Annotated in this window: 19 protein-coding genes; 14 read left to right on the top strand and 5 right to left on the bottom strand. The window is 71.3% G+C overall.

Going from position 1 to position 23,369, the window contains the following annotated elements; genetic code table 11:
- The first annotated feature begins 37 nt into the window (after nt 1-37).
- Nucleotides 38-2,971 (top strand): TIR-like protein FxsC, encoded by a 2,934-nt coding sequence (locus ACN6LB_RS39185; RefSeq protein ID WP_445030038.1) that lies wholly within the window; start codon nt 38-40, stop codon nt 2,969-2,971.
- 15 nt (nt 2,972-2,986) lie between these two features.
- On the opposite strand, the gene ACN6LB_RS39180 is transcribed toward ACN6LB_RS39185, so the two are convergent.
- Both ACN6LB_RS39180 and ACN6LB_RS39175 read right to left on the bottom strand, forming a co-directional pair.
- On the bottom strand, nt 2,987-3,772 hold the full coding sequence (locus ACN6LB_RS39180; protein WP_445030037.1) for a phosphodiesterase: 786 nt from the start codon (nt 3,770-3,772) through the stop codon (nt 2,987-2,989).
- Between the two features lie 146 nt (nt 3,773-3,918).
- On the bottom strand, nt 3,919-5,538 hold the full coding sequence (locus tag ACN6LB_RS39175; protein WP_445030036.1) for an acyl-CoA synthetase: 1,620 nt from the start codon (nt 5,536-5,538) through the stop codon (nt 3,919-3,921).
- A 197-nt stretch (nt 5,539-5,735) separates the two neighbouring features.
- Here ACN6LB_RS39175 and ACN6LB_RS39170 point away from each other — a divergent pair, with 197 nt between their 5' ends.
- The 8 genes from ACN6LB_RS39170 (at nt 5,736) to ACN6LB_RS39135 (ending at nt 12,008) form a co-directional block, all read left to right on the top strand.
- Nucleotides 5,736-6,536 (top strand): crotonase/enoyl-CoA hydratase family protein, encoded by an 801-nt coding sequence (locus ACN6LB_RS39170; protein ID WP_356140283.1) that lies wholly within the window; start codon nt 5,736-5,738, stop codon nt 6,534-6,536.
- Nucleotides 6,537-6,559: 23 nt separating this feature from the next.
- Nucleotides 6,560-7,498 (top strand): Zn-ribbon domain-containing OB-fold protein, encoded by a 939-nt coding sequence (locus tag ACN6LB_RS39165; RefSeq protein WP_445030035.1) that lies wholly within the window; start codon nt 6,560-6,562, stop codon nt 7,496-7,498.
- Nucleotides 7,499-8,554, top strand: a complete 1,056-nt coding sequence (locus tag ACN6LB_RS39160; protein WP_445030034.1) for a thiolase domain-containing protein — start codon at nt 7,499-7,501, stop codon at nt 8,552-8,554.
- Nucleotides 8,551-9,717, top strand: a complete 1,167-nt coding sequence (locus tag ACN6LB_RS39155) for a thiolase domain-containing protein (protein WP_445030033.1) — start codon at nt 8,551-8,553, stop codon at nt 9,715-9,717. The genes ACN6LB_RS39160 and ACN6LB_RS39155 overlap by 4 nt, the downstream gene beginning before the upstream one ends.
- An 83-nt stretch (nt 9,718-9,800) precedes the next feature.
- Nucleotides 9,801-10,043, top strand: coding sequence for a DUF397 domain-containing protein (locus tag ACN6LB_RS39150; protein WP_356140279.1), 243 nt, complete (start codon nt 9,801-9,803; stop codon nt 10,041-10,043).
- Nucleotides 10,044-10,167: 124 nt separating this feature from the next.
- Entirely contained in the window at nt 10,168-11,070 is a 903-nt protein-coding gene (locus ACN6LB_RS39145; protein ID WP_445030032.1) for a universal stress protein, read from the top strand.
- Nucleotides 11,071-11,205: 135 nt separating this feature from the next.
- Nucleotides 11,206-11,820 (top strand): CGNR zinc finger domain-containing protein, encoded by a 615-nt coding sequence (locus tag ACN6LB_RS39140; RefSeq protein ID WP_445030031.1) that lies wholly within the window; start codon nt 11,206-11,208, stop codon nt 11,818-11,820.
- A complete protein-coding gene (locus ACN6LB_RS39135; RefSeq protein ID WP_445030030.1) occupies nt 11,817-12,008 on the top strand; it encodes a hypothetical protein in 192 nt (63 codons plus the stop codon). Before ACN6LB_RS39140 ends, ACN6LB_RS39135 begins: the two co-directional genes overlap by 4 nt.
- Nucleotides 12,009-12,134: 126 nt before the next feature.
- Here the strand turns inward: ACN6LB_RS39135 and ACN6LB_RS39130 are convergent, their stop codons facing one another.
- Complete coding sequence (locus ACN6LB_RS39130) at nt 12,135-13,100, bottom strand: DUF5937 family protein (protein WP_445030029.1); 966 nt, start codon at nt 13,098-13,100, stop codon at nt 12,135-12,137.
- A 72-nt stretch (nt 13,101-13,172) separates the two neighbouring features.
- Between ACN6LB_RS39130 and ACN6LB_RS39125 the strand changes: the two genes are divergently transcribed.
- The 4 genes from ACN6LB_RS39125 (at nt 13,173) to ACN6LB_RS39110 (ending at nt 18,092) form a co-directional block, all read left to right on the top strand.
- On the top strand, nt 13,173-14,072 hold the full coding sequence (locus ACN6LB_RS39125) for an alpha/beta fold hydrolase (protein WP_445030028.1): 900 nt from the start codon (nt 13,173-13,175) through the stop codon (nt 14,070-14,072).
- Nucleotides 14,073-14,242: 170 nt separating this feature from the next.
- Nucleotides 14,243-17,134: an ATP-binding protein gene (locus ACN6LB_RS39120; RefSeq protein WP_445030027.1), complete on the top strand. Its 2,892-nt coding sequence runs from the start codon at nt 14,243-14,245 to the stop codon at nt 17,132-17,134.
- A 58-nt stretch (nt 17,135-17,192) separates the two neighbouring features.
- Complete coding sequence (locus ACN6LB_RS39115) at nt 17,193-17,690, top strand: hypothetical protein (RefSeq protein WP_445030026.1); 498 nt, start codon at nt 17,193-17,195, stop codon at nt 17,688-17,690.
- 36 nt (nt 17,691-17,726) lie between these two features.
- Nucleotides 17,727-18,092, top strand: a complete 366-nt coding sequence (locus ACN6LB_RS39110) for a hypothetical protein (RefSeq protein ID WP_445030025.1) — start codon at nt 17,727-17,729, stop codon at nt 18,090-18,092.
- A 76-nt stretch (nt 18,093-18,168) separates the two neighbouring features.
- Here the strand turns inward: ACN6LB_RS39110 and ACN6LB_RS39105 are convergent, their stop codons facing one another.
- Together ACN6LB_RS39105 and ACN6LB_RS39100 are read right to left on the bottom strand one after the other, a co-directional pair.
- Nucleotides 18,169-20,169, bottom strand: a complete 2,001-nt coding sequence (locus tag ACN6LB_RS39105; protein ID WP_445030024.1) for an N-acetylmuramoyl-L-alanine amidase — start codon at nt 20,167-20,169, stop codon at nt 18,169-18,171.
- 315 nt (nt 20,170-20,484) lie between these two features.
- Nucleotides 20,485-21,627: an aminoglycoside phosphotransferase family protein gene (locus ACN6LB_RS39100; protein WP_356145523.1), complete on the bottom strand. Its 1,143-nt coding sequence runs from the start codon at nt 21,625-21,627 to the stop codon at nt 20,485-20,487.
- A gap of 233 nt (nt 21,628-21,860) precedes the next feature.
- Here ACN6LB_RS39100 and ACN6LB_RS39095 point away from each other — a divergent pair, with 233 nt between their 5' ends.
- Nucleotides 21,861-23,360 (top strand): DNA-binding protein NsdB, encoded by a 1,500-nt coding sequence (locus ACN6LB_RS39095; protein WP_445030023.1) that lies wholly within the window; start codon nt 21,861-21,863, stop codon nt 23,358-23,360.
- The last annotated feature ends 9 nt before the right edge of the window (nt 23,361-23,369 follow it).

Genomic DNA, 23,369 nt, shown 5'->3' with positions numbered 1-23,369 from the left:
CCCCCCCCCCCCCCCCCCCCCCCCCCCCCCGCCGGAGCTGGACGGCCCGGCGCTCGCCGATGTCCTCTGGCTCGCGTCCCGGATGGCCGACGGCGCGGACCGGGGATCCGCCGTGCCCGGGCCGCAGCAGCCCGCGGGAGCGGTGCCACCGGAGCCCAGGCCGACTTCGGCGCCGGAGCCGGCGGGTTCGGAGAGCGTCGTTGCGCCCGAGGAAAGGGAGCCCGTCGCTCCGGGACGCGACGTGCACGAGCGGCTGCCCGGCGCGCGGGAGCAGATCCGGGGTGACGCGGTGGACGCGCCACGGGCCGGCGGCCTGCCCCGGCGCCTGGAGGTGACCCGTGCGCTGCGGCCCTGGAAGCGGCCGTGGCCGCAGGGCCGCAGAACAGTCCTGGACGTCGATGCCACCGTGGAGGCGTACGGGCGCAGCGGCGAACTGATTCCGGTGTTCGGGCCCGCCCCGGAACGCTGGTTCGACCTCGTGCTGGTGGTGGACCGCTCCCCGGCGATGGGGGTGTGGCGGGAGACGATCGCCGACTTCACGGCCGCGCTGAACTGGCTCGGCGCGTTCCGTTCACTGCATGTGCGCGAGCTGCGATTCAAGGGCGGCGGTCCCGAACTCCGCGACGGCTTGGGCCGGTTGATGGGACCGGACCAGTTGCGCTCGTCCGACGGGCGTCGGCTGGTGGTGGTCGTGTCCGACTGTGCGGCTGCCGGCTGGCGGGAACCGGAGATCTGGAGCCGAGTGCGCAGCTGGTCGCAGTCCACGCCGGTCGCCCTGCTCAACCCGCTGCCGCAGAAGCTGTGGCGCAGGACGGGGCTCGATCTGCCGACGGTCCGGGTCTCGACGGGTACGCCGGGCGCGTCCGCCTCCCATCTGGTCTTCGACGCACCGCTTTTGCTGCCGGACCGCGCTGACTTCACCTCGGCCGGCCACTGGCTGCCCGTCTCTGTCCTGTCGATGTCCCCGCAGGTGGTGGACCGCTGGTCACGCACCCTGATGCGGAGCGCTCCGGAGGGCTGCGGGGCGGTCCTTGTCCCGCGCGAGGGACGGACGGAGAGGCCGCCGCCACTCCGCTCGGCGACCGCTGCCGCGGAGGGATTCCTGCACACGGCCTCGCGTTCCGCGACACGCCTGGCCGTGCTGTGCTCCGCCTTCGACCGGCTGAGCATGCGCCTGCTCCACCTCATCCGCGAGGAGCTCGTGCCCGAAGCGGAGGCGGCCGATCTGGCCGAACTGCTCACCAGCGGGCTGTTCCTGCTGCACACCGAGGAGGACGAGACGGTCGAGCTGAGCCTGCCGCAGGACGTGCAGCTACGGCTCAGGAAAGAGCTCGCGGATCATGAGATTTGGCGCCTTTACCAAGCGCTGAGCACGTATGTGGCGTCCCGGATGGGTGGCGGTGGAGACCTGCTCGCGGTGACGCGGGACCCGGGAGGGACGGAACTCCCCGCGGAACTCCAGCCGTTCGGGGAGGCGTCGCAGCGGACGCTGGAACTGCTCGGCCTCTCCGAGGACGGCCTCGTGGACGACAGTGCGGGGCAGGAGCCGGAGGAGGAGTTCGTCGGCGCGTCGCTCCCGCCGTCCGAGCCGTACGGGGATACGGGGGAGACGGAGGAAGAGCTCGAACAGGCCACGTCAGTGGCGGAACCGGAATACCTTCCACGACTTGCTCCGGTACACGGGGCAGGGGCGGACAACCGACCCTATTTCTTCCTGAGTTACGCTCACACACCGGCCTGGGGGTCGGGCGGCGCAGACCCCGATCACTGGGTGCACCTGCTCTACAGGGACCTGTGCGACCACATCATGGCTCTGACGGACCTCCCGGCCGGGGCCCCGGCCGGCTTCATGGACCGGGACCTACGGCCGGGGGAGGGCTGGTCGGAGAAGCGCAGCGAATACCTGGCCACCTGCCGGGTGTTCGTGCCGCTGCTCTCCCCGCGCTACTTCACCAGTGAGAGCTGCGGGCGGGAGTGGTTCGCGTTCAACGAGCGTGTGGTGCGAGCGAGGGCCACCGGGACCGCACCGGCCACCGCCATCGTCCCCGCGCTGTGGACGCACATGGACTACACCCAACTCCCGGACTCGGTACGGCACATCCACATGGACTCCGCCGCGTTCGGGGACCGTTACGCGGCCAACGGGATCTACGGTCTGATCAAGCTCAACCGGCTGCGCGACGAGTACGAGGAGATCGTGCTCGGGCTGGCCCAGCGCATCGTGCAGGTCGCCCACGAGTCGCCGTTGCCGCCGGCCCGGCCGCGGTCCTACTCTTCCACGCCGAGTGCCTTCAAGCCCCGCGGCGAGGGACCCCGCCACATCCATCTGACGGTGGCCGCACCCACGCGGGACAGTATTCCGGAGCGTCGGGACGTGCGCCCGTACGGTGAGGACGCGCGGGACTGGAATCCCTACCCTTTGGAGTCGAGGCGTCCACTGGTCTCCCTCGCCGAGGACCTGATCCGCTCGCTGGACTACCGGATCACGGTGTCCTCCTTCGACGACGATGCCGGCGAGGGCATGTGGGGGGAGGACCCGGGCAAGGCGGCACCGAGCCGTCCGGGCATTCTCCTCGTCGACCGCTGGGCGCTCACCGACGACGAACGCCGGCGCAGGCTCAAGGCGTTCGATGCGGCGGCGAGTCCGTGGGTCACCGCGATCGTTCCGTGGGACCGGGCCGACCTGCAGGGGCAGGGCGAGGAGGGTCACAGGCTCTCGGACGACCTGGAACGCACCCTGCCGTCGATCCTCGACCGCCAACGGCGCACCGACTTCCGGGCGGCGGTCACCGGCGTACCGACTCTGAAGGCTTTCACGGACCTGCTCCCCGCCGTCGTCGCCCATACGACCCGGCAGTACCTCAAGCATGCCGAGGCCCATCCGCCCCCGAGCCCGCACCTCCCCCGACCGCGCCTGATGGGGCCCATAGCTCCCCCATCCCACGAACGCGACTCCGACTCCGACCCCTGACGGCCACCTCGCCGGTCAGAACCCCATGGTCAGCGCCCCCGCATGGCTGACCGCGACACTGTGCGTCACACACCCGGTGTCCGTCAGCAGATGCAGCAGGAAGGCCGTGGGCTCGTCGACGTACCCCACCGGCCCGTCGGCGCGCACGTTGAAGTTGCTCTGCAGGTGAGTGCTCGGCGCCGTCACCACCGTGCTGCCGGCGAACTCCGCGGTGACCGTCCGGTGCACATGGCCCGCCAGTACCCGCACGACATGCGGATGCCGTCCGATCACCTTGCCGAACGCTTCGGCATCCTCCATGCGCATGCCGTCGAGATACGGAATGCCGATGTCGACCGGCGGATGGTGCACACATACGAAGGCGGGCACGTCGGCGCGAGCGGACAGGATCTCGTCGAGCCGCTGCAGCTGCTCGGCGCCCAGGCGTCCCGACGGGGATCCCTGCACCTTGGAACTGAGGACGACGAGGGTGGCGTCGGGATACTCCACCGCGTACGGGAAGACATGGGTGCCGCCCACATGTGGGCCGCCGCCGAAGACGTTCAGCAGGGTGTCGGGATCGTCGTGGTTGCCGGGCACCAGGTGCAGCGGCACAGGGAAGCGTGCGATCAGCTCCCGCAGCGTCGCGTACTCGTCGGCATGACCCCGGTCGACCAGATCACCGGTGACGACCACGCAGGTGGGCCGGGGATCAAGGGCCAGGATGCTGCCCAGAGCCCGGGAGAACCGGGTCAGCCGCTCTCCCGCCGGAAGTCCCGTCGTCAGATGCGGATCACTGAGGTGCGCCACGGAGAAGACCATGCCCGTACGCTTCCGGCCGCGCGGGCGCTCGGCAAGTGATCCCGCTGTGGGCGAACACGAACGCCTCCCGCCCTCGGGCGCGTGTTCTCCTACCAGGCGGACCGGACGGCGCCGGTCACCCAGATCGAGGCGGCCGGGCTCGGCGCTCAGCCGTTCGCCTCCGCCGCCACCGCGCGGGCCCAGCGGTAGTCCGCCTTGCCGCTCGGTGAGCGTTGGATGGTGTCCGTGATGACCAGCTGGCGCGGGATCTTGTAGCCCGCGAGGTGGGTACGACAGTGGGTCTGGATGTCCGCCAAAGACGGGGGACCGGACCCTTCGCGCAGCTGCACCACCGCCGCGACGTGGTTGCCCCACGTCTCGTCCGGGACCCCGGCGACCAGGGCGTCGTACACGTCGGGATGTGACTTCAAGGCCTGCTCGACCTCTTCGGGGTAGACCTTCTCGCCGCCGGTGTTGATGCACTGGGAGCCGCGGCCGAGAACGGTGACGATGCCCTCTTCGTCGACGGTGGCCATGTCGCCGAGCAGCACCCACCGCTCGTCGCCCTTCCGGAAGAAGGTCTCGGCGGTCTTCTTCGGGTCGTTGTAGTAGCCGAGGGGCACGTGGCCGCACTGCGCGACACGTCCGATCTCGCCGGGCGCGACCGGTTCGTACGTGGCCGGATCCACCACCTGCGTACGGGAGTTGACGCGGATCCGGAAGCCCCGATCGGGCCCCGAGTCGGCGGTCGCCGTGCCGTTGAAGCCGGACTCCGAGGAGCCGAAGTTGTTCAGCAGCATCACGTTCGGGACGAGCGCCTGGAACTGCTCGCGCACCGTCTCCGACATGATCGCGCCCGACGAGGAGACGCTGAACATCGAGGAGCAGTCGGCCCCCTTCATGGGTCCGTTCAGCGCGTCGATGAGCGGCCGCAGCATCGCGTCGCCGACCAGCGACATGCTGGTGACCTTCTCCTTCTCGATGGTCCGCAGGACTTCCTCGGGGACGAACTTGCGGTGGATGACGATGCGTTGGCCGAAGTTGAAGCCGATGAACGCGGTCAGCGTCGACGTGCCGTGCATGAGCGGGGGAGCGGGGAAGAAGGTGATTCCCGCGCCGCCGGCAGCGACGCGTTCGGCCAGCTCCTCCGGTTTCTTGACCGGCTCACCCGTGGGCGCGCCACCACCGAGGCCCGAGAAGAACAGGTCCTCCTGGCGCCACATCACTCCCTTGGGCATGCCGGTGGTGCCGCCGGTGTAGATGATGAACTGGTCGTCGGGCGACCGCGGCCCGAAGCCCCGCCCGGCGGATCCGCCGCTCTCGGCGTCGGTGAAGGCGACGGCGGGCAGTGCGGGCGAACCGGGCGCGGGGTTCCCCACCCGGACCAGGTGCCGCAGTTTCGGTGCTCGCGGCAGCGTCGCCGCGACCCGCTCGGTGAACTCCGTGTCGAAGACCAGGGCTGCCAGGTCCGCGTCCTGGTAGAGGTAGACCAACTCCTCTTCCACGTAGCGGTAGTTGACGTTGACGGGGACGATCCGGGCCTTGAGGCACGCGAGCACCGTCTGCAGGTACTCGATGCCGTTGTAGAGGTGGAGCCCGAGGTGCTCGCCGGGCCGGATGCCGGTGTCGACGAGGTGGTGGGCGATGCGGTTGGCCGCCGCGTCCAGCTGCGCGTAGGTCAGCCGGCGCTCCGCGCCCGTGCCGGGGTGGTCGATGTACACGAGTGCCTCGCGGTCCGGGACCACGTCGACGACCGACTCGAACAGGTCGGCAAGGTTGTACTCCACCGCTCCTCCTGGCCGTTCATTGCTCGTGGGCTGCCCTGGCGTCCATCGCTTCGACGGTCATCAGAGCAAAGGGGGGCGCAACTGGGAAGGGTCCGCGCAGAAGAAATCTGACTACCTGTCAGAAACCCCTTGTCCTGTCCTCGCGCCTCCTGCAACCTGTTCTCGTTCCGGAGATCCTGTCCGACGGGAGGACGGCAATGGGTGGCACCGAACACCTCACCGTGCAGCGCGAAGGCGCCACACTGGTACTCACGCTCAACAGGCCCGAGGCCAGGAACGCGCTCTCGCTGCCGATGCTGGTCGGCCTGTACGACGGCTGGATCGAGGCCGACGAGGACGACACGATCCGCTCGATCGTGCTCACCGGGGCGGGCAGCGCCTTCTGCGCCGGAATGGACCTCAAGGCCCTGGCGGGACAGGGGATGGAGGGCCAGGGGTACCGGGACCGGATGAAAGCCGACCCGGACCTGCACTGGAAGGCGATGCTGCGCCATCACCGCCCCCGCAAACCAGTGATCGCCGCAGTCGAGGGCCACTGCGTGGCGGGCGGCACGGAGATCCTCCAGGGGACCGACATCCGGGTCGCGGGCGAGTCCGCCACCTTCGGACTCTTCGAGGTCAGGCGCGGCCTGTTCCCGATCGGCGGCTCCACCGTCCGCCTCCAGCGCCAGATTCCGCGCACGCACGCCCTCGAAATGCTGCTCACCGGACGCCCGTACACGGCCCAGGAGGCCGCCGCCATCGGCCTGATCGGACACGTCGTACCGGACGGCACGGCGCGGGAGAAGGCCCTCGCGATCGCCGAGCAGATCAACGCCTGCGGCCCGCTCGCCGTCGAGGCCGTCAAGGCGTCCGTGTACGAGACCGCCGAGATGACGGAGACCGACGGACTCGCCGCCGAACTCAAGCGCGGCTGGCCGATCTTCGACACCGCCGACGCCAAGGAGGGCGCACGCGCCTTCGCGGAGAAGCGTCCGGCCGCCTACAAACGCGCCTGAGCCGCCCCCATCGAGGAGTCACCGTGCCCGAAGTCCTCAAAGCCCCCCTCGTCGTCGAATTCCCCTTCACCCGCTCCCTCGGCCCCGTCCAGAGTGCCTTCCTCACGGGCCTGCGCGAGCGTGTCGTACTCGGTGTGAGGACAGGTGACGGGCGCACGCTCGTCCCGCCCGTCGAGTACGACCCCGTCACCGCCGAGGAGATCCGCGATCTCGTCGAGGTCGCCCCCACCGGCACCGTCACCACCTGGGCCTGGAACCACGCCCCCCGCCGCGCCCAGCCCCTCGACACCCCCTTCGCGTGGGTTCTCGTCAAACTCGACGGCGCCGACACCGCCCTGCTGCACGCCCTCGACGCACCCGGCCCCGACGCCGTCCGCACCGGCATGCGCGTCCGCATCCGGTGGGCCGAGGAGCGCACCGGCGCCATCACGGACATCGCCTGCTTCGAGCCGTACGAAGGCAGGGCGGAACCCGCCGGTCACGACGGCCGTTTCGACGATCTCGTGACGGGCATCGTCGCCCCCGCCCGCCTCGACTACGTCTACTCGCCCGGCCGCGCCCAGTCCGCCTACATGGAAGCGCTCTCCGAGCGGCGCACCGTCGGTGAACGCTGCCCGTCCTGCCGCAAGGTGTACGTCCCGCCGAGGGGCGCGTGTCCCACATGTGGTGTCGCCACATTCGAAGCAGTCGAAGTGGGCCCACGGGGCACGGTGACCACGTACTGCATCGTCAACATCAAGGCGAAGAACCTCGACATCGAAGTGCCGTACGTCTACGCGCACATCGCTCTCGACGGCGCCGACCTCGCCCTGCACGGCCGTATCGGCGGCATCCCCTACGACCAGGTGCGCATGGGTCTGCGCGTGGAGCCCGTGTGGACGGCGGACGGCCGCCATCCCGACCACTACCGGCCCACCGGTGAACCCGACGCGGACTACGACGTGTACAAGGAGCTGGTCTAGATGCGGCCCGTCAGGGACATCGCCGTCGTCGCCTTCGGGCAGACCGAGCACCGGCGCACCAGCGACGAGTTCTCCGAGGTGGAGATGCTCATGCCGGTCCTGCACGACGTCCTCGACCGGACGGGCATGAAGACCAGCGACATCGGCTTCACCTGCTCCGGCTCCAGCGACTATCTCGCGGGCCGCGCCTTCTCCTTCACCATGGCGCTCGACGGGGTGGGCGCCTGGCCGCCGATCTCCGAGTCGCACGTGGAGATGGACGGTGCCTGGGCACTGTACGAGGCGTGGACGAAACTGCTCACGGGGGACGCCGACACCGCCCTCGTGTACGCCTACGGGAAGTCCTCGCCCGGCTCCGTGCGGGACGTCCTGACCCGGCAGCTCGACCCGTACTACGTGGCCCCCCTGTGGCCCGACTCCGTCGCGCTGGCCGCACTCCAGGCGCAGGCGCTCATCGACGCGGGGGAGGCCGACGAGCCCGCGCTCGCCGGCGTGGCCTCCCGCAGCCGTAGGGCGGCATCGTCCAACTCCCGCGCACAGCTGCGCGGTTCGGTGCCTCAGGGCGACTATGTCGTCCGTCCCCTGCGCACCGGAGACTGCCCGCCCATCGGTGACGGAGCCGCCGCGGTGATCCTCGCGGCCGGGGAGCGGGCCCGTGACCTGTGCGAACGGCCGGCCTGGATCCGCGGCCTCGACCACCGCATCGAAGCGCACGGCCTCGGGGTGCGGGACCTCACTGACTCGCCGTCCACCCGCCTGGCCGCCGAGAAGGCCGGCGCCTTCGAACGGCCCGTGGACACCGCCGAGTTGCACGCGCCGTTCACCTCCCAGGAAGTGGTTCTGCGCAAGGCGCTGCGGCTCGGCGACGACGTGGACGTGAACCCCTCCGGAGGCGCCCTCGCCGCCAACCCGGTCATGGCGGCCGGGCTCATCCGCATCGGCGAGGCCGCCGCCCGCATCCACCGCGGGCAGTCCGACCGCGCACTCGCCCACGCCACCTCCGGGCCCTGTCTGCAACAGAACCTGGTCGCCGTACTCGAAGGGGATGCCCGATGAGCAAGGAGCCCGTGGCCGTCGTCGGCATCGGCCAGACCAAGCACGTCGCGGCCCGCCGGGACGTCTCCCAGGCGGGACTGGTCCGCGAAGCGGCCCAACGGGCGCTTCAGGACGCCGAGTTGACCTGGTCGGACATCGACGCGGTCGTCATCGGCAAGGCGCCCGACTTCTTCGAGGGCGTCATGATGCCCGAGCTGTATCTCGCCGACGCACTCGGCGCGGTGGGCAAGCCGATGCTGCGGGTGCACACCGCGGGCTCGGTCGGCGGCTCCACCACGCTCGTCGCCACCAACCTCATCGCCGGCCGGGTCCACGGCACCGTCCTGACCCTGGCCTACGAGAAGCAGTCCGAGTCCAACGCCATGTGGGGCCTGTCCCTGCCGATCCCCTTCCAGCAGCCGCTGCTGGCCGGGGCCGGCGGCTTCTTCGCCCCGCACGTCCGCGCGTACATGCGGCGCAGCGGCGCCCCCGACACGGTCGGCTCCCTGGTGGCGTACAAGGACCGGCGCAACGCGCTGAAGAACCCGTACGCGCATCTGCACGAGCACGACATCACCCTGGAGAAGGTCCAGGCCTCGCCCATGCTGTGGGACCCGATCCGCTACTCGGAGACCTGCCCGTCCTCGGACGGCGCCGTCGCGATGATCCTCACCGACCGTGCGGGCGCGGCCCGTTCGCCCCGGCCGCCCGCGTGGATGCACGGCGGGGCGATGCGCAGCGAACCCACGCTCTTCGCGGGCAAGGACTTCGTGTCGCCGCAGGCGGGCAAGGACTGCGCGGCCGACGTCTACCGGCAGGCGGGCATCGCGGACCCGCGGCGCGACATCGACGCCGTGGAGATGTATGTGCCGTTCTCCTGGTACGAGCCCATGTGGCTGGAGAACCTGGGCTTCGCCGAACCGGGCGGGGGATGGAAACTCACCGAGTCCGGCGTCACGGAACTCGACGGAGACCTCCCCGTCAACATGTCCGGCGGCGTTCTCTCCACCAATCCGATCGGCGCCTCCGGCATGATCCGGTTCGCCGAAGCGGCACTTCAGGTGCGCGGCCAGGCGGGAGAACACCAGGTGGAAGGGGCTCGACGGGTGCTCGGGCACGCCTACGGCGGCGGGTCCCAGTTCTTCTCGATGTGGCTGGTCGGCGCCGAGCCGCCCACCTCCTGAAACCGTCCCCCTCACGTGGCCTGTCCGCCACCGTGACCGGTCGCTAGGCTGGCGGCGGACGACGAACCGGGAGGAGCACGGACGTGGCCGAGAGCACCATCCAGGAGCACCCACTGGCGGGCTGGGACAAGCCTGAGCTGGATCTGAGCACCGCTGATTGGCAATCCAGCAGCCGAGGACGGGGAGATGTCCAGATCGCCTTTGTCGAGGGGTTCATCGCGATGCGCAACAGCGGCCGCCCCGAGAGCCCTTCCCTGATCTTCACACCCGCGGAGTGGGGCGCGTTCGTGTCGGGGGCACGCGAGGGCGAGTTCGATCTCACCTGAGATGTTGACCGGAGGTGAATCCTCCCTTTTTCCGGACACATGACCTTCGGGCCCGTCCTGGGGCCGCCGCCTGCGTCAGGCTGGTCCCAGGAAGACCGAAGTGTGTACCGGAGGCGAGGATTCGATGAGCACCCTGCCGGTCGTCGCGGCCGTGGACGGTTCCAACGACAGTCTGCGCGCGCTCGAATGGGCCGTCACGGCAGCCAGGACGCGCCGGACACCGCTGCGCGTGGTCCATGTGCGGCAGTACGCGGTCTGGGCGCAGCCCGACGTCCTGGTCGCCGGGCCACCCGATCCGGTGGACGACCCGGTCCTCGACGAGGTGCGCTCGTACCTGGAGGGCCGGGCCGACCGGCCGGAGATGGAGTACCTCGGTCTGGAGGGCGCCCCCGGCGCCCTGCTGCCCGAACTCGGTACCACCGCCCAGCTGATGGTGCTCGGCTCCCGCGGTCGCGGGGGCTTCGCCAGTCTGCTGCTCGGCTCCAACAGCATGGCCGCCGCGCGCGACGCCGAGTGCCCCGTGGTCGTCGTACCGCGACCGGGGCGCGAGGTGCACGACGCGCCCGCCGTCGAACCCGGGCCGCGTGTGGTGGCCGGCCTGCGCGTCGACTGCCCTGACGAGACCACGCTCGACTTCGCCTTCGGCGAGGCCGCCCGCCGCGGCGCCCGCCTCCACGTGGTCGCCGCCTACCCGTGGCCGGTGCAGACCTGGGCAGCGCCCGGCGGCTTCGCGGTGGCCGACTTCGACCAGGACGCCGTCGAGAGCGAGACGCGCACACTCGCCGACGGCTTCGCCGCCTCGCTCCGCGCACGGTACCCAGACGTCCACATCGATCTGAGCGTGGCCGCGGGGGATGCGGCCGGACACCTCGTGGCCGCGTCCAAGGGCGCCGATCTCGTCGTCGTGGGCCGCCATCGACGGCGGCTGCTGGCGCCCGCGCGCATGCTGGGCTCGGTCACCCAGGCCGTGCTGCTGCACGCGGCGAGCCCGGTGGCCGTGGTGCCGCCCGCTGTCGACCAGGAATGACAGGGGCTGCGTGCCCGGCATCCAGGACCGGAGCGAGCGCGCAGCACATACCGTCCCCTCGCCCGGCGGCCCACCCGGGCCCTGCCGGACTCCTTCCCGGCGCTAATGGATAGCGCTCGTCTTATCGTTAGCGTCATGGAGGACCTCTTCGGCACGGACGCCCGGCTCACGCTGGACCTCGCTCTGACCATCCGCCCCGACGGCCACGGCAGAGTCGCCGATGACCTGGCCGACGTCGCCGGGCTGACCGCCTGGGTTCACCAGCACCGCGACGCGCTGCCGGTGTCCGACGGGTTCGCCGCCGACGAGGGCGTGCTCGCCGAGGTCACTGACCTGCGCACCGCCGTACGTGCCCTGTTCGCCCGCGCCGTACGCCCCGGCGAGCCCAGCCCGGCCGACGCAGCCCGCCTGATGCCGACCGACGAGGCGCTGGAACGCCTGAATGCGGCCGCTGCCCTGGCGCCGACCGTGCCCGTTCTCACCTGGCGCGACGGCGCCGGCCCCGCCGTACGGCAGAAGGCGGTGTCCATCGAGGCCCCGCTCACCGCCACCCTCGCCCGCGCCGCGATCGCCTTCCTCGCGAGCCCCGACCGGCAGCGGCTGCGCGCCTGTCACGGGCCGCGCTGTGCGCGGTACTTCATCAAGGAACATCCACGTCAGGAGTGGTGCCGGCCGTCCTGCGGGAACCGCGCCAGGGTCGCCCGCCATCATGAGCGCCACAAGAAGGCCGTCCAGCGAAGGCACGCGTGAGTGACAACTACCTGACGGTCATTCCGACGGATCCGTACTGGCAGCTCGGCCGGGAGGCGGCGGATCGTGCGGCGGCCGTGCCGGCCGGGATGCTTCCCGACGACGACGCCCGTCGCGGCCTGCTCGACGACCACACCATCGACGCACTCCTCCACCCCGCCCGACTGGCCCACGGCGCCCTTCCGTAGCCCCGACCGGCACCCGGCCCCGGTGAGTAGTCCGGCTTCGGCGGGCAGGATGTGTCGGCGAAAACCGCTTTGTACTGCAGGCGTCGCGCGGGGTTGCCGGGGAACCGGGCGCCGTGCCGAACAGCCTTACGGGGATGGGGTGTCGAACAAGTGCGCAGCCCGTTCCGTGCGCAGGTGCAGGGCTGTGCGGCCCTTGCGTCGGGTCGACACCAGGCCCGCGCCGCGCAAGGCTCCCAGGTGTTGGGAGACCGCGCTCGGGGTGACGCCCAGGCGGTCGGCCAGGGTTGCTGTGCTCAGGGGTTCGGCCAGGGCCGCCAGCAGCGCCGTCCGGGTGTGGCCCAGCACCGGGGCCAGTCCGGACAGCACCGGCGCCGGTTGCTCCCAGAGCAGGCCGACGCCCACCGCCGGGTAGCGGATCGACGCGGCTGCGATCGGGGACTTGTCGACGCCGACGTTCGGCCAGTTGAAGACGCTGGGCAGCAGGACCAGGCCGTGCCCGGCGGTGTCCACCGTGCAGACGGCGTGCGGCGTGCGCCGACCGTGCACCACCAACTGGCCGTCGTCCCAGGCGATATCCCGGTGCAACTCGTCGAACAGCGCCTGAACCCCGCCGTCCACCAAGGTGAGTGCCCGCCTGCCGACGTCGGCCTCCAGTACGGCGCGCATCCGGCCCCAGTGCGGAGCGATCAGCAACTCGTGGCAGCGGTGCAGGGCCTCGGCGAGCCGGGGCAGTACCGTCGCCGGATCGGGCGTGTCCTCGACCGGTACGCCCAGGACGGCGCCGTACTCCTGCCGGAAGAAAGTCTCTTCGGTTGCCCGGAGAACGTCCAGCTCCGCCGCCATCGAGGGCAGCCGCTCCTGTGGCACCGGGAACAGGAACGACGGCATCGGCCCGGCGATCAGTGCCCGCAGCAGCGGCAGCTCGGGGTCGTCGGCCGGCAGCGGCCGCGCCCTGCGCACCCACGGCTGGTGCACCGCATGCCCGCCGGTGCCCAGCAGGATCCGCAGGGCCAGCACGGTCTCGCCCAGCGGGGAGAGGGCGAATCGCACCCTGGCGATCGACGCCGCGGTGAACCTGATCTCGACCGCCATCCGTGCCGTCCCATCGTGTAGCTGTGACTGAACGATAGCCGTGACCCCTGGCCGGCACCCACGCTGTCCGCCATGGAATTCTTCACCTCGTACGACGGCACAGAGCTCGCCTACCACGTGTCAGGACAGGGCCCCGTGCTCGTCTGTCTGCCCGGGGGTCCGACAGCCTCCGACTACCTGGGCGACCTGGGAGGCCTGTCCGCGCAACGGCGACTGATCAGGCTGGACATCCGGGGGACCGGACGGTCGGCGGTGCCGGAGGACCTCACCTCCTGCCGGTGCGACCGGCTCGTCGACGACGTGGAGGCACTGCGCGAGCACCTCGGCCTGACGCGCATGGATCTGCTCGCGCACAGCGCCGGGGCGAATATCGCCGTGCAGTACGCAGGCCGTCATCCGCAGCGCGTCGGCAGGCTCGCGCTGATCACGCCGAGCGTCAGGGCCGTCGGCATCACGATCAGCGGCGAACTCCGGCGCGAGACGGTGCGGCCCCGCCGGGATGAGCCGTGGTTCCCGGCGGCGTTCGCGGCGCTGGAGGCGATGGGGGCCGGCCAGGTGACCCCCGAGAACGTGAAGGCCATCGCGCCGTTCTCCTACGGCCGCTGGGACGAGGCGGCTCAGGCACACAAGACCGCCGAGAACGAGCAGGCGAACCCGGAGGTCGTGGCGGCCTTCGGAGCCGAAGGCGCATTCGCCGCGGACGCCACCCGCGGAGCGCTCGCCCGCTTCATGCAACCGGTGCTCCTGGTCGCCGGGCAGGTCGATCCGGGCGCCCCTCCGCCCGCGGTGGCCGAGTTCGCCGAGCTGTTCCCGAACGCCGAACTCGTGGTCCAGCCCGGCGCCGGACACTTCCCGTGGCTCGACGACGCCGACCGGTTCGCCGCCACTATCGCGGCGTTCCTGGGACGGCCATCCGCGCCCGCACCTTCGGCATCGCGTGCGTCAGTTCTCCCGGCCGGCCACCAAGCTTGAACTCCCGGTGTCCGACCGGGTTCCGGCAGTGTCACCTCGGCTTCGTCGAGAATGAGAAGTGCGCCTTCCAGGCGCCCCCGCACCCCCGGAGGCGTACGCTGAGGTGCCTGTAGGTCACGGTGCGCACCGGCTCCCCGCGCCGGTCGCCCGGCCGTGACAGGGGGTGCTGGATGGGACAGCGCATCGTGCGGAGCCGACGGACTCTCTTCGAGCGCGAAAGTGAACTCGCCGCCGTCGACGAGGCGTTGGGTGAGCTCACCGGTCTGCGCAGGGACGGCGCCGAATCGCCGGAGCGCCCCCGCGGCGCGCTCCTCGCCTTCGCGGGACGTGCCGGAATAGGCAAGACGACGCTTCTCGCCGAGGTACGGCGGCGCGCCGCCCTCAAGGGTTGCACCGTGCTGTCCGCCCGTGGCGGCGACCAGGAACAGGGCGTCGCCTTCCACGTCGCCCGCCAGCTCCTGCAGCCGCAGCTCGCCGGGGTCTCGGAGACCGAACTCCGCGCACAGCTGGGCAGTTGGTACGCCATCGTCGGCCCCGCCCTCGGTCTGTGCGCCGCGGCCGAGGGCGCACCGCCCGACCAGCAGGGCCTGCGCGACGGTCTCGACTGGGTGCTCACCCACCTCGCGGTGCAACGCGCCCCGATGGTCCTCGTCCTCGACGACGCGCACTGGGCCGACCCCGAGTCGCTGAGCTGGCTCTCCGCGTTCGCGCCCCGCGCCGAGGAACTCCCGCTGCTGCTCGTGGTCGGCTACCGGCCCGACGAACTCCCCGACCACGCCGAGGCGCTGAGGCGGCTGCCCGGACGCGCCGGCCAGCGCCCCCTCGACCTGGAACCGCTCAGCGCCGCCGCCGTGGCCCGCCTGGTGCGGGAGTCACTGGGCACGCAGGCCGACGACGCGTTCTGCCGCGAATGCTGGGCGGTTACGGCGGGCAACCCGTTCGAGGCGGTGGAACTCACCGCGAAGGTCCGAGACCGCGGCCTCAGCCCGACCGAGGCCGGCGCCCACCTCCTGCGCGACCTGGCGGCAGCCGTCAAGGGCAGCGGCCTGATCGCACGGCTGGAACGCCTGGGCACCTCGACCGTCCGCTTCGCCTGGGCCTGCGCGGTCCTCGGCACGGAGATCCCGCCGCCGCTCGCCGCCGCGGTCGCGGGCCTCGGCTCCGAAGAGGCCGCCGACGCGGCGGACGCCCTGCGCGGCGCCCGGATCCTCACCGGCGCCGAGACTCTCGAATTCGTCCATCCGCTGATCGCCACCGCCGTCTACCGTGCCATCCCCGCCGGTGTCCGCGTCGCCCTGCACGGCCAGGCCGCCTGGTGCCTCATCGACGCCGGGCTCGGCCCGTCCGCCGCCGCCCGCCACCTGCTGGAAACCCACCCCGACGGCGACAACTGGGTCGTGCAGCAACTGCGCGCCGCCGCCGGCGAGACCCTGCGCGCCGGAGCCCCCGACGCCGCCCGCCGCTACCTCGCCCGTGCCCTGCGCGAACCACCGCCGATCGAGCAGCGAGCCGGGGTGCTGTACGAACTGGGCTGCGCCTCCCTGCTCACCGAACCGGCGACCACGGTCAACCATCTGCGGGCCGCCCTCGAAGAGCCCATCCCCGACCCGGAGTTGCGTCAGCACATCGTCTACCGGCTCTCCCAGGTGCTCGCCCACAGCGACCGGCTCGGCGAGGCATCCGACACCCTGGCCCGCGAGATCCCCGTCACCGGCGACGCGCGAGTGCGCCTGCGTATGCAGTCCGAGCAGTTCATGTGGGACGCCTTCCGCGCCGACGAACCGGACTCGCCCGCCCGCTCCCGCCGCCTCGCCCGGCTCGCCGACCGGCTCACCGGCCGCGACCTCACCGAGCGCTACATCATCGGGCTGCGCGCCTGGGACGCCACCCTGCGTGGCGAACCCGCCCACATCGCGCTCGGCCACGCCGAACGCGCCCTCGCCGGCGGACTCGGCTGGGCCGAGGCCGACCGCGGCTTCGAGGTGCCCGTCCTGGTCGCCCTCACCTTCATGTACGCGGACAGGCCCGGCCGCACCGAGGAACTGTTCGCCGCCGGGATCGCCGACTTCGAGCGCCAGGGCTGGCACGGGGCGCACCTCTCCTTCGGCTACACGCTGCTCGGGTACGTACGATTCCGCCGCGGTCGTCTCGCCGAGGCCGAGGACTTCGTGCGCGCGGGCCTCAGGCTCGCCGAACGCGTCGGACGCGGCGTACCCGCCCTCTGGTACGCGGTGGGCGTCCTCATCGAGGTCCTCATCGCCCGGGGCCGGATCACCGAGGCCGCGCAGATCGCCGAGGAGTACGCGTTCGGAGCGCCCTTCCCGGCGGCCGTGGTCTTCCCCGACGCCCAGGCGGTGCACGGCGAGCTGCTGCTCGCCTGCGGCCTCACCAAGGACGCCGCCGCCGAGCTGGCGGCGGCCGGGCGCCGCCTCGACCCACGCGGGATGCGCAACCCCGCCTGGTGCCCCTGGCAGCTCCACCTCGCGCGCGCCGAGCGTCACGACACCCCCGAACGCGCCGTCGCCACCGCCCTCGACGCGGTCAGTCGTGCCCGCCAGTTCGGCGTCCCGTCGGCCATCGGACAGGCACTGCGGGCCGCTGCCGAGGTCTCCTCCGGCTCGACCCGCCTCAAGCTTCTCGAGGAGTCCGTCAGCCATCTGGAGCGCTCCCCGGCCGCGTACGAACTGGCCTGCGCTCTGGTCGCCCTCGGCACCGAACTGCGCCGCGCCGGCCGTTCCAGGGAAGCCGCCGAACACCTGTACAGGGGACTGGACGCGGCTGTGCAGTGCGGGGCCGACGGGCTGGTCGAGGACGCCCGTGACGAACTCGCCGCCTCCGGTCTGCGGCCGCGCCGTCTGCACAGCACCGAGACGGACACCCTCACCGCCCGCGAACGCACGGCCGCCGGACTCACTGTCCGGGGCCGTACCACGGCGCAGATCGCCGAGGAGCTGCACACCGACGAGGCGGCCGTCGTCCGTCTGCTGTCTGCGGTCTTCCGGAAAGTCGGCACGGACCGTACGGGACTCGGGGCCGCGCTGGGCGAACAGTCGTCTCCGTAAGGGTCAGCGCGAAGCGCCCCCGGGACCCGGTTCGCGCCCGTGCACGTACCATTGCGGCATGTCCTTCCTCCGCCGCCGCAGCGCCACTCCCGCCGGGCCCGACTTCGATGTCCTGGCCATGGACCCGGGCGACTGGCCGGGCAACCTCGGTGCGGGCCTGCTGCCCGCCCCCGACGGCAGCTGCCAGGGCGTCTTCCTGCGCTACGACCTGTTCGGCGGCCGCGGCCCTGCGATGATCATCGGTAATCTGCCGGAGGGCTCCCCGGCCCGCGACGTCCCCGAAGACGAGGTCCCCTTCGAGGTGGCGCAGCTGCTGCTCGCGCTGGAGAACGACGAGGAGGTGACCGTCGTAGGCACCGAGGACATGCCGGTGATGCAGGGCGACAACCTCCTGATCGTGCGCCGCCTCAAGCTTTCCGAAACCCGCATCTCCTGCGTCCAGTTCGACCGCAGTGACAACGTGCTGGTGACGATCGCAGCCTGGGACCGCCCCATCACGGACGACCTGTACGCGCTGCTGAAGCCGCTGCCCGCGGAGCTGTTCCAGCAGGGCTGAGCCCGCCGCCCGCGCCCGCCCTCGTAGGGAGACCTGATGGTCGACGGCTGCCTCATCGCGGAGAGTCTGAAGGTCGGCACCCATCTCAAGGACCTGCGCATCGAGGTCAGGGAGATCCACCGGTTCCGCCTGGACAACGCAGGGCCGGGGCAGCCGGACACCTGGACGGTGATCGAGTTCAGCGTTGCGGAGTCCCTGGTCGAGGAGGTCGCCGAGATGCTCTCGGGCGCCCTGGACCAGCCCGGCTGGTACGTCGATCTGCGCACCGCCGAGGAGACGTTCGTGGTGTTCCCCGGCCGGGTCCTGCGGTTTCCGCGAGGTGACGGGGCGGGCCGCGCGCAGGCCCGCGAGATCGGCCTGACGTTCGGTGTCCCCGAGCACCAGCTCGACTGGCCCGAGTGACACACGCCCGTACACGACGCGAGGCCGGGTCCGCCATCAGCGGACCCGGCCCCAACTGTCTTTGCGGGTAAGGCTCTTACGACGTCGACGGCAGCAGGTCCACGTCCGCCGCCCGTACGAACTCCACCCGGTGACCGAACTGGATCTCGTAGTACATGTCCTTGCCGATCACCACCCGGTGCGGGGCCGTGTCGAAGGTCGGCGCGTAGAAGTACTCGCCGGCCACCTTGTCCCCGGCCGCGTACTTCTGCCCCGCGAGCAGCTTGTAGGGCAGCGGCGAGACCGCCTGGACGGGCACGCCCGCCGGGTAGGCCTCCTTCTCCGGGTAGGCGCGCCCGTACACGGGGACCTCGGTGAGGCCGGGCTTGGGCGTGACGACCAGGCCGAACGAGCTCACCGCGGTCGGCTGCTCCTTCGGGTTCTTGAACCAGGCCTTCTGGCCCAGGTACCAGATCGCCGTCCAGTCGCCGTCAGCGCCGGCGACGGCGTAGCGCTGACCGGTGGAGACCCGCGAGCCCACGTCGTTGACGTCGATCGTGGAGTCGGCGCCCGAGGGCCGCAGCCCGATGTCCTTGATCAGTGGTGAGGTCTCGTCCGGCAGGCTGTACAGCCGCACCTCACTGGACCCGTGGGCGGCGCAGGGCACGTCCTTGGTGACACAGCCCGTGTACACCGGCTGGTTCTCGGCGAAGTCCGGCAGCACGGTCACCAGGCCGCCACCCTTGCCGTGGCCCTTGCCCTTGGCCGTGCCGTGGAAGGGGTGCCCCAGCAGCGTGAAGTAGTGCTGCCAGTCCCAGTACGGGCCCGGGTCGGTGTGCATGCCCGGAATCGTGGACGTCGTGGGGCCGGGCACGTTGTCGTGTCCAAGGATGTGCTGCCGGTCCAGCGGAATGGCGTACTTCTTGGAGAGGTACGTCACCAGGCGCGCCGAGGCCCGGTACATCTCCTCCGTGTACCAGGCGTCCGGCGCGGCGAGGAATCCCTCGTGCTCCAGGCCGATCGACTTGGCGTTGACGTACCAGTTGCCCGCGTGCCAGGCCACGTCCTTGGCCTTCACGTGCTGGGCGATGTGACCGTCGGTCGAGCGCAGGGTGTAGTTCCACGACACATAGGTCGGGTCCTTGATCAGGTTGAGGACGCCCTCCCATCTGCCCTCGGTGTCGTGGATGACGATGTACTTGATGGACTGCGACGCGGGCCGGTCGCCGAGGTCGTGGTTTCCGTAGTCGCCGTCGCCGAACTCCTCGTAGGGCGCGGGGATCCACTCGCACGACACCGTCGCCGGGCACTCCGTGCCGTCCGCGGACACCGTACGCAGCCCCGCGCGCCGCAGCTGCGCCGTGTCGGGAGCCAGCCCGGGGCGGGCGGCGAACGCCACCTGCTGTCCGGTGTCCGTGGTGCGCTGTTCACCGTCGCGGATCACGTCGTAGACATCGTTGGCATACGTCGCCGCGGTCGCGCTGTCGTCCGCACCGGAGAAGCGCGCCACCGCCCCGTACCAGTCCGCCGGGTCGTCGCTCAGCGGCTCGCCGAGGTCCTTCTGCGCGGCCGCGAGCAGGGGGGCGCCGCCCTCCACGTTGGCCGCCGCGTCGCTGCGCAGCTGCTCGGCGGAGAGGCCGGTCAGTTCGGCCGCCTTGGTCAATGTCTTGAGCCGGGCCGGGAGTTCGGCGCTCTCCGGCACCTTCGTCTCCGGCAGCAGGGCCGCACGCGAGGAGTCGCCGCGGGCGTCCTCCGTTCCCTCGCTGTGGTGCAGGGCCGCGGTGTCGGCGAGTGCGGTGCGCGCGTCGGTGAGGTGCATCGGACCGTAGCCGCCGGTGACGCTCGGTGCTCCGTCGTGCGTGTCCCAGCGGGACTGCAGATAGGAGACGCCGAGGAGCACGCTCTGCGGTACGTGGTAGTCGGCGGCCGCGGACGCGAAGGCACCCTGCAGTCCGGTGGAGGACGCCTCCTGCGTACTGGTGTACGGAGCCGCGCCGAGCAGCGGCAGCAGCAGGGTCGCGGAGGCGACGGCGCCCGCGGTCCTGCGCGCGCGTCTGTGCCCGGCGGGGGCGTGGGGGTCGGTGGCAGAGCGTCGCAATGCAGCCTCCTGGGGCGGTCGTGCGCGGCGGGGCGTGCGGGAGCCGAACGTGCGTCAGTGGTACCGGCTCTCCGACGATCCGTCAATCATGCCCAGAGGCAGGTGATTTCGCATGTCAGTGAGGGGCCGAAGGAGTTTCGTGGCGGCAGTGGTGCCGCCTGCGATGCGTCAGTGGAGTGGACCTGTGGTCCGTTCGGTGGGCGGCCGTCCGGTATCCCGGTACGGCGGGGTCCGCGGGCAGCCGCCCGGTGCCCGGACATGACGAAGGTCCGCGGTGCGCCGCTGTCCCAGGCGCACCGCGGACCGCCATCCCCGTCAGCGAGTGCCGACCGCCGCTCGAACGGCCCGTCGGGCCAGCTGGCAGTCGTCGTGCAGCCGCCTCAGCAGCAGCCGCTGTTCCTCGCCGGACGGCGCAGCACCCGGGTGGGCCGGTCCCGGTGCCGCCGGGGTCACGTCGTGCATCGAACGCTGCACGGCCGTCTCGTAGGTACGGATCTCCCGGGTCAGTACGAGCATCAGGTTGACCAGGAAGGCGTCGCGCGCCGCAGGCCCCGCCGCCTGCGCGAGCTGACTGATCTGACGGCGCGCCACCGGAGCGTCACCGAGGACCGCCCAGAGGGTGGCCAGGTCGTACCCCGGCAGGTACCAGCCCGCGTGCTCCCAATCCACCAGCACTGGACCGGCCGGTGAGAGGAGGATGTTGGACAGGAGTGCGTCGCCGTGGCAGAACTGGCCCATGCCCTGGCGCCCCGCTGAATGCGCGATGCCGTGCACCAGCTTCTGCAGGTCGCCCATGTCCCGGTCCGTGAGCAGACCCAGCTCATGGAAGCGGGAGATGCGTTCCGCGTAGTCCAGCGGGGCGTCGAACGTCCCCGCCGGCGGCCGCCACGCGTTCAGCCGGCAGATGGCACCCAGGGCCGCCCGGATGTCCGCCCGGGGCGGGGCCTCGGCCGGATGCCGGTGCAGCGCCGCAACCCGGCCGGGCATCCGCTCGATGACCAGGGTGCAGTTGTCCGGGTCGGCCGCGATGAGCCGCGGCACCCGGACCGGCGGCCGGTGCCGCACGAACGAGCGGTAGGCAGCTATTTCATGCCGGATCCGGTCCGCCCAGATGGGAGAGAGATCCAGTAAACACTTCGCGACGGCCGTGCTGCGCCCCGTCGTTCCGACGAGGAGCACGGAGCGCCCGCTGCGGCGCAGCACCTGGACCGGAGCGAACTCCGGGCAGATCCGGTGCACCGACGCGATCGCCGTGCGCAGCTGCGCGCCCTGGGGGCCGGACAAGTCGAGTCTCCCGCTGAGCGGTTGGGTACCGAGCCCCGGAACGCGGCGCGTCCTGCCGGCACCGAGTACGGGCGCCGTCGGTCGCGCGGGGTCGAGGTAGGGGCCGCCGCTGCCCGCCGGGCGGGGATGCAACGACCGGGGCGGTGCGGACACGGAGGACGATGCTGCATACATGGGCGGAACAGATCCCTTCGTGTGCCTGCAGGTTGCCGCGCTACCCGCCCCGGCTTCCCTGGTGCACCCTGGGGAATGTCCGTGGGGCAACCGGGTCGGGGTGGCGCGTTCCTACCTGACACCCGATGCCCAGTGGCACACCATCTGGCGCACCCTGGCGAACCCTGGCGAATAGTCGCTCAGCAACTGACAGAGGGTTACTGTCAACTCAGCCGAGAACCTGGGGGCTTGACGTGAGCGGACAACCCAACGCCCGACTGTCGGATCTGTTCGGCCTGGCCGGCTGGTCCAAGGGTGAACTCGCGAGGCTGGTCAACCGGCAGGCGGCGGCCATGGGCCACCCCCAGCTGTCGACCGACACCTCGCGGGTACGGCGGTGGATCGACATGGGAGAGATCCCGCGCGATCCGGTACCGCGGGTGCTGGCAGCACTGTTCACCGAGCGTCTCGGCCGTGTCGTGACCATTGAGGACCTCGGTCTGGTCCGGCACGGGCGCATGGGTATACGGCAGGGCGACGGGAGTGCGGAACATCCCGACGGTATGCCGTGGGCGCCCGAGCGGACGGCTGCGGTCCTCACCGAATTCACGGGAATGGACCTCATGCTCAACCGACGCGGCTTGGTGGGCGCGGGTGCCGCGCTCGCCGCAGGATCCGCACTCACCAGTGCCATGCATGATTGGCTGCACACCGATCCGGCCCTCGCTTCCGACGCTCCCCAGTTCGACAATCCCCTGCATGCCGACCCCGCCGGGTTCGACCGCTACGAGGCCGCCCCCATCGGGTCACAGGAGATCGAGGAACTGGAGCGCTCGGTCGAGGTGTTCCGGGCCTGGGACGCGGCCCGCGGCGGCGGGCTGCAACGCAAGGCCGTGGTGGGCCAGCTCAACGAAGTGGGAGGCATGCTCTCCTACCGACACCCCGACCATCTGCAGCGACGCCTGTGGGGCGTCGCCGCCAACCTCGCCGTCCTCGCGGGCTGGATGTCGCACGACGTCGGCCTCGAACCCACGGCCCAGAAGTACTTCGTCATCGCCGCCCACGCGGCCCGTGAGGGCGGCGACCGGCCCCGCGCCGGAGAGGCGCTCTCCCGAGCGGCTCGCCAGATGGTGCACCTGGGCCGGCCCGACGACGCACTCGACCTGATGAAGCTCGCCAAGTCCGGTTCCGGCGACGAAGTGCTGCCGCGCACCAAGGCGATGCTCTACACCATCGAGGCCTGGGCACAGGCGTCGATGGGCAAGGGCCAGGCGATGCGCCGCACTCTGGGGCAGGCGGAGGATCTCTTCGTCTCCGACAAGGGCGACGTACCGCCGCCGAGCTGGATGCAGATGTTCAAGGAGGAGGACCTGTACGGCATGCAGGCCCTGGCCTACCGAACCCTGGCGGAGCACGAGTCGGGCGCGGCCGCACACGCACAGCACTACGCGGAGAAGGCCCTGGCCCTGCGGGTCGACGGACGGCAGAGGTCGAAGATCTTCGACTTCCTGTCCATGGCCTCGGCCTGCTTCATCGCCGACGACCCCGAGCAGGCGGACCGGTACGCACGGCTGGCCCTGGTGTCGATGGGGGCGAACTCCTCCCACCGCACCTGGGACAGGCTGCGCGAGATGTACCGGCTCACCGCCGAGTACTCCAGCTATCCGAAGATCCACGAACTGCGTGAGGAGATCAAACTCTCCCTCCCCAAGAGCGCGTTGAAGCCCAAGGGAGGCAGGAGCGCGCGGGCGTAGGAAGCCCGG

The organism is Streptomyces sp. SAS_270 (genome assembly GCF_052543295.1).
Note: the sequence above shows the minus strand (reverse complement) of the source record. Positions and strands in the feature narration are given on the sequence as shown.